Below are 13,036 nucleotides of genomic sequence, written 5' to 3' on the forward strand. Positions count from 1 at the left end.
GTGGGGCAATGCGCGCTGGCGAACCTCTGCCCGCCGTGGGAGAGGTCCTCGCCTCCCTCGCGACCGGCCTGTGGCACTGGAGCACGGCCACCGGGCAGGTCACGGTCGACGCCGAGGCCGCCCGGCTGCTCGGCCTGCCCGCCGAGGGGACGGTCCTCAGCGAGGCCCAGACCCGGGCCCGGCTGCACCCCGTCGACTGGAACGAGATCACCGGGGTGATCCAGCTCGCCGTCGCCGAGGGCACCCTCGCCGAGGTGCGGATCCGGATCATGGACGAGCAGGGACGGATCATCCGGGTGGTCCGCAGCCGTTCCAAACCCTCCTACGACCCCGAGAAGCGGGCGTACGAGCTGATCGGCACCCTCCAGGAGGTCACCGAGCCCCGCCCCGGCACCCCCGCCGGGCGCACCGCCGTCACCGGTGACTGGCGGCGCTCACGGGAGGCGTTCCTGCTGGACGCGGGCCGGGCGCTGGCGGAGGCGCGGTCCACGGAGGAGGTGCTGCGGGTGGCGGCGGGCCTGGCGATGCCGGGGTTCTCGCCGGACGGGCTCGCCGTCTTCGGGGTCGACGGGGACCGGCTGACGATCATCGGCCACCACGGCCAGCAGCCCGGCGACGAGGAACCCTTCACCCATATGCCCGTGGAGACGGACTACCCGGCCGCCGAGGTCGTCCGCACCGGCCGGGCCGTGTACCTCTCCTCACCCGGGCAGTACAAGGAGCGCTACCCCCTCACCTGGCCGATGGCCGCGCACTTCGGCCGGGAGTCCTGGGCGTTCGTGCCGCTGACGGTGGCCGGGCGGACGATGGGCGCCTGGATGGCCGCCTTCACCCACCCGGTGGCCTTCACCCCGGACGAGCGGTCCGTCCTCACCACCGTCGCCCGGATGCTCGCCCAGGCCCTCACCCGGGCGGGCGCCGCCGAGACCCAGCGGGAGCTGACCGACGGCCTCCAGCGCTCGATGCTGCCCACGCTCGGCCCCGAGATACCCGGCATGACCCTGGCCGCCCGCTACATACCGACCGGCGGCGGCCTCCAGGTCGGCGGCGACTGGTACGACATGATTCCCCTGCCCAGCGGGAGGTTCGCGCTGGTCATCGGGGACGTCCAGGGCCATGACGTCCGCGCCGCCGGACTCATGGGCCAGTTGCGCATCGCCCTGCGCGCCTATGCCGCCGAGGGCCACCGCCCCGACGCCGTGCTCTCCCGGGCCTCCGGCTTCCTGCACGGCATCAACCAGGCCGGCGACGACATCGACCTGCGGTTCGCGACCTGCCTCTACCTCGAGGTCGACCCGGTGACCGGGGTGCTGGAGACGGCCCGGGCCGGGCATCTCGACCCGGCCGTGCGGATGGCCGACGGCACGGTCCTGCTCCGCGCCACCGCCGGCGGCCTCCCCCTCGGCATCGACCCCGCCGCCGATTACCCCACCACCCGGCTCGCCCTGGAGCCCGGTGAGGCGCTGATGCTGTGCACCGACGGCCTGCTGGAGACGGGCGGTCACGACCTCGACACCGGCTGGAGCCGCGTCCGGGCGATCCTGGAGGGCCACGAGGGCGACCTGGAGGAGCTGGCCGACGCCCTCGTCCAGGCCGTGCACGGCCCGTCCTCGCACCACACGCCCGGCCCGCTGGCCGACCGCCGCGGCGACGACATCGCCGTCCTCCTCCTGTGCCGCCACGGCGGGGACGGCTGCGGCCCGGCCGCCGCCGCTCCCGTCCGCACCCCGGTCCGCCGCACCATGCTGACCGTCGCCCAGGCCGAACCCGAACGCGTCGCGGTGGGCCGCCAGCAGCTCCGCGAGCTGCTCCACGACTGGCCGAGCACCGACCAGGTCGACTCCGCCGTGCTCCTGCTGTCGGAGAGCCTCACCAACGTCCTCGTCCACACGGACGCCGACGCGCTCCTGGTCGCCGAGGTCACCGGCGCCCCCGGCGAGCGCCGGATCCGGATCGAGGTCACCGACACCAGCGACGACCTCCCGCACCGGCGCCGCCCCGGCGAACTCGCCTCCTCCGGCCGGGGCTTGGTCCTCATCGAACTCCTCGCGGACACCTGGGGGGTGGCCCCGCGCGGCGAGGGCAAGACGATCTGGTTCGAGCTCTACGAGGCCGACGGCGCGGGCGGCTCCGACGGCCCCAGGCCCTGACGCGTCCGTATCTCGCTCAGCACCCCGAACCCGGCCGCCGTCAGCGGCACCGCCAGGAGCATGCCGAGGACGCCGGCCACGGAGGCGCCCGCGGTGATGGCGAGCATGACGGCGGCGGGGTGCATCTGGACGGTGCGGCTCTGGATGGCGGGCTGGAGGACATGACCCTCCAGGACCTGTACCGCGAGGACGACGCCCAGCGCCCACAGCGCGATGACGAGCCCCCGGTCGGCGAGCGCGACGAGGACGGCGACCGCCCCCGAGATGAAGGCGCCGAGGTAGGGGATGTAGGCGCCGACGAAGACGAGGGCGCCCAGGCCGGGGGCGCCCGGGACGTCGAGGACGAGCAGACCGACGGTGATGCACAGGGCGTCGATGAGGGCGATGAGCGTGGTTCCCCGCATGAAGCCCTCCACGGCCGCGAAGGCCCGTCGGCTCATCGCCTCCAGGGTGTCCCCCGTGCCGCCCGGCGCCACCGAGCGCAGGGCGCCGGCGGCGCGGTCGGAGTCCCGCAGGAAGAAGAACACCAGCAGCAGGGCGAGGACGGCCATGGCGATGGTCTCGCCGACCACACTGACCCCGCTGATCACATTCGAGGCGGCCGTTCCGCCGAACTTCGTCAGCAGGTCCCCGGAGTTGGAGGCGAGGTCGTCCAGCGAGGTCCCGGCCGCCCCGAAGTGCTCGGCGAGGCTCCGTGCCGCGTCCTTCAGGGAGGCGACGATCTGGTCCCCGGTGTCGATCAGCGCGGCGACCACCACGTACACCGCGCCGCCGACGACCGCGACGACGGCCACACAGGTCAGCGCCGCCGCCATCGACCGCGGCATCCGCGCCTTCACCAGCCGCTTGTACAGGGGCCGCAGCAGCGCGGTCCCGAGCAGGGCGAGCAGCACCGGTGTGACGGCCGTACGGAACGTCGCGCACAGCCGGATCCCGACGTACGCCACGCCCGCGACGAGCAGGATCACCGCACACCAGGCGGCGAGCCGGCGGACGGGCACGGGGAGCAGCTGCACACGTCCAGCGGAGCACGGCCCGGCCGGGTTGTCCTGCGCGGACTACCCGGCCGGGTGACGCCCTGTCATCTCGGGGTGTCAGGAGAGCGCCTTGTACCCGCCCCAGCCCGAGCCGATCAGCGCCCGCGCCCCGAACGAGCCCTTGCCGTCGCCGTACTGCCGGTACAGCTTCCCGGCGGTGTCGCGGGCGACGAGGTCGGGGCGGCCGTCACGGTTGAGGTCGCCGACGCCGACGACGGCGTCGTAGGCGGCGCCCCAGTTCGCGAACAGCTTCACCCGGGCGGCGAAGGTGCCCTTGCCGGTGCCGGAGTACCGGTAGAGGGTGTTCGCCCTGTCCTGGGCGATCAGGTCCCCGATGCCGTCGCCGTCGAGGTCTCCGGCGCCCGCGATCCGCTTGTACGTCTTGAGGTTGTCGTACAGCTTCACCCGCGAGGACAGCTTGCCGGCGCTCGTGCCCTTGTACAGGTACACCGTGCCGGTGGAGGAGGCACGGGCGACCAGGTCGGGGCGGCCGTCGCCGGTGACGTCACCGGGGGAGGTGAGGACGTCGTACTGGTTCCAGCCGCTCGTGGCGAGGGTGGTGTACTTCGTGGACGGCTTGACGGCCGAGTAGCAGCCCGGCTTGTACAGACGCAGGGCGCCGCTGCTCAGCCGGACCAGGACGTCGTTGCAGCGGTCTCCGCTGAGGTCGCTGATGGGGACGGCCGTGATCGTCCTGGGCCAGCCGCCGCCACTGACCTTCTCGGAGAACTTCCCGCCGCCCGTGCCCTGGTGGACGGTGAGCGTGCCGGTGGTGCTCAGGGTGAGCAGGTCGCCGATGCCGTCCGGGCCGTCGACGCTGCCGTAGTCGTGGCGCACCGGTGCGCCCCCGTCGACGAAGCGGGTGTCGCTGCCCGCCGTCGCGGGTGTGGAGTCGCCCAGGCCGGTCGTGCGCAGGGTCCACCTGTAGAAGCCGTTGGGGAAGCGGACACCGGCCGAGGTCAGCCCGTTCCACTGGGCGCTGAGGTACGCGGTGGCCGCGCCGCCGGTGATCGTGCGGGTGGCCTTGCCGGTGGGGCCGCTCTGCACCGAGGTGAAGGTCAGCGACCAGGAGGTGACCGGGCGGGACAGCAGCCAGGTGGCACTCCAGTAGTTCGCGGAGCCCAGGGGCGCCGTGTAGTCGTCGATCGCCGTCGTGAACACGGTCGGCGCGGACGGCGTGATGCCGGTCGTGGCCACGTGTGTGCGCTCGTAGCCGTCGAACCAGGCCACCAGGCCCGTGTACTCGTCCACGGTCCAGCGCCAGCGGCGGTCGGTGTCCTGGCCGGTGTCCGGGATGCCGGAGGCCAGCGTGCGGCTGGTGCCGGTGGCCGCCTCGGTGAGGACCAGTTCGTCGGCGGAGTGGTCGTGACGGACGGTGAAGCCGTCACCGAGCAGGACATCGCCCGGGGTGACCGCGACCGACGTGCCCGCCGTGGTGTCGTACACGCCGGCCGAAGCCGTGCCGCACGCCCAGTACAGCCAGCGGCCCGCCGCCTGGAGCTCGGTCGGGACACAGCCGGCGCCGGGCAGGGTGACCGTGGCGAGGGTCTTGGACTCGGTGAGGCTGTAGGAGGTGACCTGGCCGGCGGTGGAGCCGGCGCTCCACAGCGTGGAGCCGTTCAGGGCGGCGGCGCGGCCGGTGCGCTTCAGCCGCTGGCCCTGGCCGATCTCCCAGACGTACTGGGTGGGCGAGGTGCCCCCCGACTGGTAGACCACGTAGTCGTCGGAGACGTCGACGAGCGTGCCGCCGGAGGTCTCGAACTCGACCGGGTTCGAGTAGCCGACGACCTTGATCCGGTCGAGCTTCTGGTCGGTCTCACCGGTGTACGTGGTGAGGTAGACGTCGTTCGGCTCGTAGCCCGTGTTGCCCCAGACCGGGGCACAGGTGACGCCCGTGTACGGGCAGGCGGCGCTGATCTTGGCGCTGTCGGTGGCGGCGGAGGACTCCAGGGCGGTGCCCGCGTCGGTGGTGAGGGTGCGCACGGAACTGGTGCCGCCGGTCTCCACCACGCGCAGGCTGCCCCGGCTGAGGGCGAGACCCGTCTTGACGTTCTCCACGGCGGGGACACGCGCCACCTTCGTCAGCGCGGGCGTGCCGTCCTCGCCCGACGCGACGCGCTGGAGCCACCAGTCGTCCGCGCCGGTGCCGCCGGAGACGAGCGCCTCGTCGCCGGGGGCGTGCAGCGCGTAGGCGCCGGAGGACGCCAGCAGCACCTGCGAGGAGCCGTCGGCGAGCGCCACGGCCGTCAGCCCCGCCCCGTCGGCGGTGTCCAGGGGCAGCAGCAGACGGTCGCCGGTGAGGACGGGCGGGCCGTCCAGCTCGCCGAAGTAGGGCAGGTCGTACACCTGCTCGTCGGCGGACGGGTCGGTGCGGGCCTTCAGGTGCAGGTCGCCCGTGTTCGGGTCGTACCAGCCGAACCGGTCGTCGCTCAGGACGGCGACGCCGTCGTAGTCGACCTCGTCGAAGGCCGGTGCGGAGACGGCCGTGCCGAGGTCGACGTAGGAGAGCGAGGTGCTCCCCTTCACCAGGACGCCCTGGGAGTCGGCGGCGGTCACCGTGTTGTCGGCGATGGTGGTCGCGCCGTCACCGGTGAGCGCCCGCTCCCGCCGCTCCCCTCCCGGGAAGTCGATCAGCGTGTGGCCGGTGACGACCGTCCCGCCCGCCAGCGCCCGGTAGTAGTACGACGAGGTCACGGTGGACGCCGTGCGCGTCGCCGGGTCCCACAGGGTGACCGACTTCGACGACAGGGCCGTCGGCAGGGCGACCAGGTCGTTGTCGGAGCCGTACCAGGCGGTGCGGCAGACGGCGGCGACGGTGGCGCAGGGCGAGGCGGGTGTGTACACGCCGTCCCCGGTCGACACGGTGACCGTGGCACCGGTGGTGAACTCGGTCCACAGCAGCCCGTCGACGCCGCTCTGCCGGTGCAGATAGCCGGTCTCCCCGACGACCAGCGGGCGGTCGGTGCGCGGTTCGGTGGATGCCGGGTCGGTGAGGGTGATCCCGGTGGTGCCACCGGATCCCGTCGCTCCGGCGGTGCCGCCGCTGACGGCGGTGACGACGGTCGCGACCGCGACCGCGACCGCGAGTGCGGAGACGGCGGCGGTCACGCGCCCCGTTCTCCGGGCGTGTATGCCCACGTGCTGGTCCTCCCCTACGAGGGCCCCCTGCCCCCGCTCAAGTGAGCGGACTTTAGCAGGGCTTTTCCCGCACTTTGTTGGCAGGTTCCCCGTTCTTTCCCGGCACTTCTCAAAGTCCCTTAAGGAATCGCCAAGAGAGCTCACAGCCGGCTGACCGATCGTCGGGGCATGAGCACCCAACTCATGAACACCCCACCGCTCCTGGTCGCCACTGACCTGGCCGCGATCGCCGTTCTGGCCTTCGCCGTGTACTTCCCGCGCCATCACCGGCGGGACCTGGTCACCGCGTTCCTCGGGATCAACGTCGGGGTGCTCGCCGTCGCGATGACGCTGAGTCAGGCCGCCGTCGGGATCGGCCTCGGCATGGGCCTGTTCGGGGTGCTGTCGATCATCCGGCTGCGGTCGTACGAGATCGCCCAGCACGAGATCGCCTACTACTTCGCGGCCCTCGCGATCGGTCTGCTCAACGGCATCCCCGAGGAGACGTCCGGCCTGCCGGTCGCGCTGACGGCGCTGCTCGTCGGCACGCTCTACGTCGCCGACCACCCCCGCCTGTTCGCCCGCCACCGCGCCCGCAGCCTGCGGCTGGACTCCGCGTACACCGACGAGGCCGCCCTGCGCGCCCAGCTGGAGGTGCTGCTCGGCGGGCGGGTGGTGAACCTGTCGGTCAAGGGTGTCGACCTCGTCAACGACACCACCCAGGTCGAGGTCCGGTACGTCGTCGACGCCGAGGTGCGGGCGCCGCGCGGCAGGGTCCCCGCATGAGGGCCCTCGACTCCCTCGGCGCGGCCGTCGGCACCCTGCGCCCGGTGGGACTCGACGAACTCGTGGCCCGCGCCGAGCTGTTGACCAGGGTGGACCGCAAGTATGTGCTGCCGGCCGCCGATCTGCCCGTCCTGCTCGCGGGGCTCGGCGGCCTCGGCACGGACGTACGGGTCCTGGAGATCGACGGCGGACGGGACTTCGGCTACCGCTCGCTCTACCACGACACCCCGCGCCTGGACGCCTACCTGGGCGCCGCCCGGGCCCGCCGACGCCGCTTCAAGCTCCGCGTCCGCAGCTATCTCGACTCGGACCTCGACTTCCTGGAGGTCAAGACGCGGGGCCCGCGCGGCACCACCGTCAAACAGCGGATCCCGTACGACGGTGACGACCGCGTTCTCGACCCGGCCGGCCGCGCCTTCGTCGACACCGTCCTCACCGGCGCCCGTATCGACCCGCGCGCCCTGCGCTTTTGCCCCGCGCTGACGACGACGTACCGCCGCACGACCCTGCTGCTGCCCGGCGACGGAAGCCGGATGACCGTCGACACCGGGCTGGTCTGGGCGCTGCCCGACGGGTCACGGGTGCTGGCCGCCGGGGACCGGGCCGTCGTCGAGACCAAGGCCGGACGGGCCGGCTGCGGCGCCGACCGGCTGCTGTGGTCGCTCGGCCACCGGCCCTGCACGGTCTCCAAGTACGGCACCGGCCTCGCCGCCCTGCGCCCCGAACTCCCCGCCCACCGCTGGCTGCCGGTCCTGCGCCGGCACTTCCCCACCGCACTCGACGGGAGCCCCGCATGAGCATCGCCACCACGGTACGGCGCAGGCTGGCCGCCGCCCTCGCCTGCGTCGCCCTGGCCGCGGCCGCCCTGAGCGGCTGCTCCTCGGAGAGCGCCGAGGAGTCGGCCGGCGGCTCGGAGTCGGCCTCCGCCGGTGCCGCCGTGGAGGGCGCCCAGAGCGCCGCCGCCGTCCTCGCCGCCGACAAGAAGGCCCATGACGCCGACCTCGGCGAGGACACCTCCGACGCGGTGGACATCGCGCTCGCCGGGGACTCCGCCACCGTGACGGGCGAGGGGGCGACGGTGCGCGGGGCGACCGTGACCATCACCTCCGCCGGCACCTACCGGATCGCCGGCACCCTCACCGACGGGCGGATCGTCGTGGACGCGCCCGACGCGACCGTACGGCTCGTGCTCGACGGGGCGAGGATCTCCAGCTCCACCGGGGCGGCCCTCGCGGCCACCGAGGCGGACGCCCTGGTCGTCGTCCTCGCCGACGGCAGCACGAACACCCTCTCCGACGCGAAGTCCTACGCCGAGGGCGCGGAGGCGGACGCGGCCCTGTTCAGCGCCGGTGACCTGACCGTCGGCGGCGGGGGCACGCTCACGGTGAAGGGGAACGGCAACGACGGCATCGTGAGCAAGGACGGCCTGGTCCTCGCCTCCGGGACGATCCGGGTCACCGCCGCCGACGACGGGGTCCGGGGCAGGGACTACCTGGTCGTCGAGGACGGCGAACTCACCGTCGAGGCCGGCGGCGACGGCCTGACCTCGGACAACGCGGACGACGAGGACTCCGGGTACGTGTCCCTGGCGGGTGGCGCGATCGACGTCACCGCGCAGGGCGACGGTGTCTTCGCGGCCACCGATCTCGTCGTCACCGGCGGCCGGCTGACCGTGGGCAGCGGCGGCGGAAGCGGCGCGCGGGCCGCCGACGACACCTCCGCGAAGGGACTGAAGGCCGGGGTCATCGGCGTCCTGGAGGGCGGCACGCTCGCCGTCGACTCCGCCGACGACGCGGTGCACAGCGACGGCGCGGTCCACTTCGCCGGGGCCACCGTGACCGCCGCGAGCGGGGACGACGGGGTGCACGCGGAGGGCGACCTCGTCGTCGACGACGGCACGGTGAAGGTCACCAGGGCGCAGGAGGGCCTGGAGGGCAAGGACATCGTGGTCGCCGGCGGCTCGGTGTCGATCGTGGCGAGCGACGACGGCATCAACGCCAGCGGCAGCGAAGGGAGTTCCGAAGAAGGTGGTCCGGGCGGGCCCGGCGGTGGGGAGTCGGTCGGCGACTACCGGGTGACCGTCTCCGGCGGCACCCTCGTCGTCGACTCCGAGGGCGACGGCCTCGACTCCAACGGCACGGCCGAGATCACCGGCGGCACGATCGTGGTCAACGGCCCCCAGCAGGGCGGCAACGGCGCCCTCGACGTCAACGGCACCTTCACCGTCAGCGGCGGCACGCTCCTCGCGGCGGGCAGCGCGGGCATGGCCGTCGCCCCCGACGAGGACTCCGGCCAGGGCTGGCTGTCCGCCACCCTCGACTCCTCCGTCCCGGCGGGCACGACCCTGCACGTCGTGGACGCCGACGGCCGGATCGTCGCCACGTACGTCACCGCCAAGCAGATCCAGAACGTCGTCTACTCGTCGTCGGCGATCACGTCCGGTCGGACGTACCGGATCTACGCGGGCGGCTCCACCTCCGCCACGGACGGCACGGGCGGCCTCTACACACGGGCGGGCACGCTCGGCTCGGCCGAGGAGATCGCCTCGGTCACGGCCGGGGACGCGCCGGAGGGCGGTGGCGGGTTCGGGGGCGGGGGGCCGGGCGGGGGCCGCCGCTGATCGGCAGTCCACAGGGGCGGAGAAAAATCTTTTCGACCGGCGGCAACTCTTCACCAACCGGCGACCACTGACAGGGCGTAACCCCGCTCCTCCCCGTAAGGATCCCCCGTGGCAGCTGCTTCCCACCGCCGGTCCCTCCGCACCCGCCGCACCCTCGTCGTCTCCGCCGCCTTCGTCGCGGCCGGCGTCGGTGCCGGCGCGATCGTGATGAGCGCGAACGCCGGGACCGTGGACCTGTACCACCAGACGCTCGCCGCGAAGGACGGCTGGGCCTCCTCCGGCACGGGCACCACCGGTGGATCCAAGGCCGACGCCGCGCACACCTTCACCGTCTCCACCCGCGCCGAGCTGGTGAAGGCGCTGGGCTCCGCGACCGACACCACCCCCCGGATCGTCAAGGTCAAGGGCACCATCGACGCCAACACCAACGACTCGGGCAAGAAGCTGACCTGCGCCGACTACGCCTCGGGCACCGGCTACTCGCTCTCCGCGTACCTGAAGGCCTACGACCCCGCCACCTACGGCCGCTCCAAGCTCCCCTCCGGCACGCAGGAGAAGGCCCGCGCGGCCGCCCAGACCAAGCAGGCGAAGAACATCGTCTTCAAGGTGCCCGCCAACACCACGATCGTGGGCGTGCCCGGCACCAACGCCGGCCTCACCGGCGGCATGCTCCAGATCCAGAAGGTCGACAACGTCATCGTCCGCAACCTGGCCTTCTCCGCCACCGAGGACTGCTTCCCGCAGTGGGACCCGACCGACGGCGACGACGGCAACTGGAACTCCAACTACGACTCGGTGACCCTGCGCGGCGCCACCCACGTCTGGGCCGACCACAACAGCTTCACCGACGCGCCCCACCTGGACAGCTCCAACCCCAAGTACTACGGCCGCGAGTACCAGATCCACGACGGCGCCCTCGACATCACCAAGAGCTCCGACCTGGTGACCGTCTCGCGCAACCAGTTCACCAACCACGACAAGACCATGCTGATCGGCAGCAGCGACAGCGAGCCGAGCGGCAAGCTGCGCGTCTCCATCCACCACAACGTCTGGAAGGGCATCGTCCAGCGCGCCCCGCTGGCCCGTGTCGGCCAGGTGCACATCTACAACAACCTCTACGACGTCACGCCGCTCAACGGCTACGCGGTGCAGTACAGCATCAACTCCCGCGCCAAGGCCCAGGTCGTCGCCGAGAACAACTACTGGAAGGTCCCGTCGTCCGTGAAGGTCGCCAAGCTCCTCAGCGGCGACGGCACCGGCTCGATCAAGGGCTCCGGCAACCTCGTCAACGGCACGACGACCGACCTCGTCGCCGCCTACAACGCCGCGTCCTCCAAGGACCTGAAGACGACGGTCAACTGGACCCCGGCCCTCACCTCGGGCCTGGAGTCCTCCGCGAAGAACCTCCCGACGTCCCTGGCGACGACGACGGGCGCGGGCGTGCTCAAGTAGCCCCCCAGACGCGCGAGGGCCGGGAGACCACGAGCCCCCGGCCCTCGCGTCCGCGAGCGAGCCGCAGGACGTCCGGGCGCGCGAAGGGGCCCGGGGATCGGCGAACTCCGATCCCCGGGCCCCTTCTCCGTGCGTGCCTCGTGTTACGCGGCCGGTTCGCCGCCGAAGCGCTCCTTGTAGGCCGCCAGGTCGTCGTCCGTGAGCTTGGCGAAGAGGACCGGGGGGACCGTGAAGGGGGTGCCGGCGGGGACCGCGGTGAGGGCGCGGGCCTCGTCGGGGGTGACCCAGGTCGCGGTGTCGTCCGTCAGGGTGAAGGCCTCGCGCATGGTCTTCGCCGTCGTCGGGATGAAGGGCTCCGAGACCACCGCGTAGAGGTGGATGAGGTTCATGGCCGTGCGCAGGGTGAGGGCCGCGCCCTCCTGGTCGGTCTTGATCTCCAGCCAGGGGGCCTTCTCCTCCAGGTAGGAGTTGCCCGCGGACCACAGGGCGCGCAGCGCGGCGGCCGCCTTGCGGAACTGGAGGGCCTCCAACTGGGTCTCGTACTCGGCGAGCAGCTCGGCGATCTGCTCGCCCAGCCGGGTCTCCGCCTCGCCGGGCGCGCTGCCCGCCGGGACCTCCTCGCCGAAGCGCTTCTTGGAGAAGGACAGGACGCGGTTGACGAAGTTGCCCAGGGTGTCGGCGAGGTCCTTGTTGACCGTGGCCGTGAAGTGCTCCCAGGTGAACGACGAGTCGTCCGACTCGGGCGCGTTGGCGATGAGGAAGTAGCGCCAGTAGTCGGCCGGGAGGATGTCCAGGGCCTGGTCGGTGAAGACACCGCGCTTCTGCGAGGTGGAGAACTTGCCGCCGTAGTACGTCAGCCAGTTGAAGGCCTTGACGTAGTCGACCTTCTTCCACGGCTCGCGCACGCCCAGCTCGGTGGCCGGGAACATCACCGTGTGGAAGGGGACGTTGTCCTTGGCCATGAACTCGGTGTAGCGGACGGTGTCGTCGGCCTGGTACCACCAGGACTTCCAGTCCCGGTTCTCCGGGTCGAGGTCCGACCACTCCTTCGTCGCGCCGATGTACTCGATCGGCGCGTCGAACCAGACGTAGAAGACCTTGCCCTCGGCGGCCAGCTCGGGCCAGGTGTCGGCCGGGACCGGGACGCCCCAGTCCAGGTCACGGGTGATGGCGCGGTCGTGCAGGCCCTCGGTCAGCCACTTGCGGGCGATGGAGGAGGCCAGCTGCGGCCAGTCGCCCTCGTGGCGGGAGACCCACTCCTCGACCTCGTGCTGGAGCTTGGACTGGAGGAGGAAGAGGTGCTTGGTCTCGCGGACCTCGAGGTCCGTGGAGCCGGAGATCGCGGAGCGCGGGTTGATCAGGTCGGTGGGGTCGAGCACCCGGGTGCAGTTCTCGCACTGGTCGCCGCGGGCCTTGTCGTAGCCGCAGTGGGGGCAGGTGCCCTCGACATAGCGGTCCGGGAGGAAACGGCCGTCGGCGGGGCTGTAGACCTGGCGGATCGCCCGCTCCTCGATGAAGCCGTTCTCGTTGAGGCGGCGGGCGAAGTGCTGGGTGATCTCGTGGTTCTGCGGGCTGGAGCTGCGACCGAAGTAGTCGAACGCCAGTGCGAAGCCGTCGTAGACCGCCTTCTGCGCGTCGTGCGCCTGGGCGCAGAACTCGGCGACCGGGATGCCCTGCTCCTTCGCGGCCAGCTCGGCGGGGGTGCCGTGCTCGTCCGTGGCGCAGATGTACAGGACGTCGTGGCCGCGCTGGCGGAGGTACCGGGAGTACACGTCCGCCGGGAGCATGGACCCCACCATGTTGCCCAGGTGCTTGATTCCGTTGATGTACGGAAGGGCGCTGGTGATGAGGTGTCGAGCCATCGGGGGCTGCTC

The 13,036-nt window shown here is 72.3% G+C and carries 8 protein-coding genes; 5 read left to right on the forward strand and 3 right to left on the reverse strand.

The genetic code is table 11. The features are described 5' to 3' along the window. Window positions 1–8: 8 nt before the first annotated feature. Window positions 9–2,150, forward strand: a complete 2,142-nt coding sequence (locus AQJ64_RS22250) for a SpoIIE family protein phosphatase (RefSeq protein ID WP_055637229.1) — start codon at window positions 9–11, stop codon at window positions 2,148–2,150. Here the strand turns inward: AQJ64_RS22250 and AQJ64_RS22255 are convergent. Together AQJ64_RS22255 and AQJ64_RS51770 are read right to left on the reverse strand one after the other, a co-directional pair. Next, window positions 2,105–3,166: an AI-2E family transporter gene (locus AQJ64_RS22255; RefSeq protein WP_055637228.1), complete on the reverse strand. Its 1,062-nt coding sequence runs from the start codon at window positions 3,164–3,166 to the stop codon at window positions 2,105–2,107. The two genes, AQJ64_RS22250 and AQJ64_RS22255, sit on opposite strands and share 46 nt — an antisense overlap. A gap of 78 nt (window positions 3,167–3,244) precedes the next feature. After that, complete coding sequence (locus AQJ64_RS51770) at window positions 3,245–6,295, reverse strand: FG-GAP repeat domain-containing protein (RefSeq protein ID WP_055637227.1); 3,051 nt, start codon at window positions 6,293–6,295, stop codon at window positions 3,245–3,247. Between the two features lie 198 nt (window positions 6,296–6,493). On the opposite strand from AQJ64_RS51770, the gene AQJ64_RS22265 reads away from it, so the two are divergent. From AQJ64_RS22265 to AQJ64_RS22280, 4 genes are all read left to right on the forward strand, one after another. Then, window positions 6,494–7,090, forward strand: coding sequence for a DUF4956 domain-containing protein (locus tag AQJ64_RS22265; protein WP_240512865.1), 597 nt, complete (start codon window positions 6,494–6,496; stop codon window positions 7,088–7,090). Next, complete coding sequence (locus tag AQJ64_RS22270; RefSeq protein ID WP_055637225.1) at window positions 7,087–7,887, forward strand: VTC domain-containing protein; 801 nt, start codon at window positions 7,087–7,089, stop codon at window positions 7,885–7,887. The genes AQJ64_RS22265 and AQJ64_RS22270 overlap by 4 nt, the downstream gene beginning before the upstream one ends. Further along, entirely contained in the window at window positions 7,884–9,710 is a 1,827-nt protein-coding gene (locus tag AQJ64_RS22275; RefSeq protein WP_059202899.1) for a carbohydrate-binding domain-containing protein, read from the forward strand. The genes AQJ64_RS22270 and AQJ64_RS22275 overlap by 4 nt, the downstream gene beginning before the upstream one ends. 108 nt (window positions 9,711–9,818) lie before the next feature. Continuing rightward, entirely contained in the window at window positions 9,819–11,162 is a 1,344-nt protein-coding gene (locus AQJ64_RS22280; RefSeq protein ID WP_059202900.1) for a pectate lyase family protein, read from the forward strand. Between the two features lie 143 nt (window positions 11,163–11,305). Here the strand turns inward: AQJ64_RS22280 and metG are convergent, their stop codons facing one another. Beyond that, the gene (gene metG / locus AQJ64_RS22285; RefSeq protein ID WP_055638739.1) at window positions 11,306–13,024 is read right to left on the reverse strand and encodes a methionine--tRNA ligase; all 1,719 of its coding nucleotides are present in this window, start codon (window positions 13,022–13,024) and stop codon (window positions 11,306–11,308) included. Window positions 13,025–13,036: the final 12 nt, after the last annotated feature.

Origin of the sequence: Streptomyces griseoruber, from assembly GCF_001514205.1 — a bacterium.
Classification (GTDB): Bacteria; Actinomycetota; Actinomycetes; order Streptomycetales; family Streptomycetaceae; genus Streptomyces; species Streptomyces griseoruber.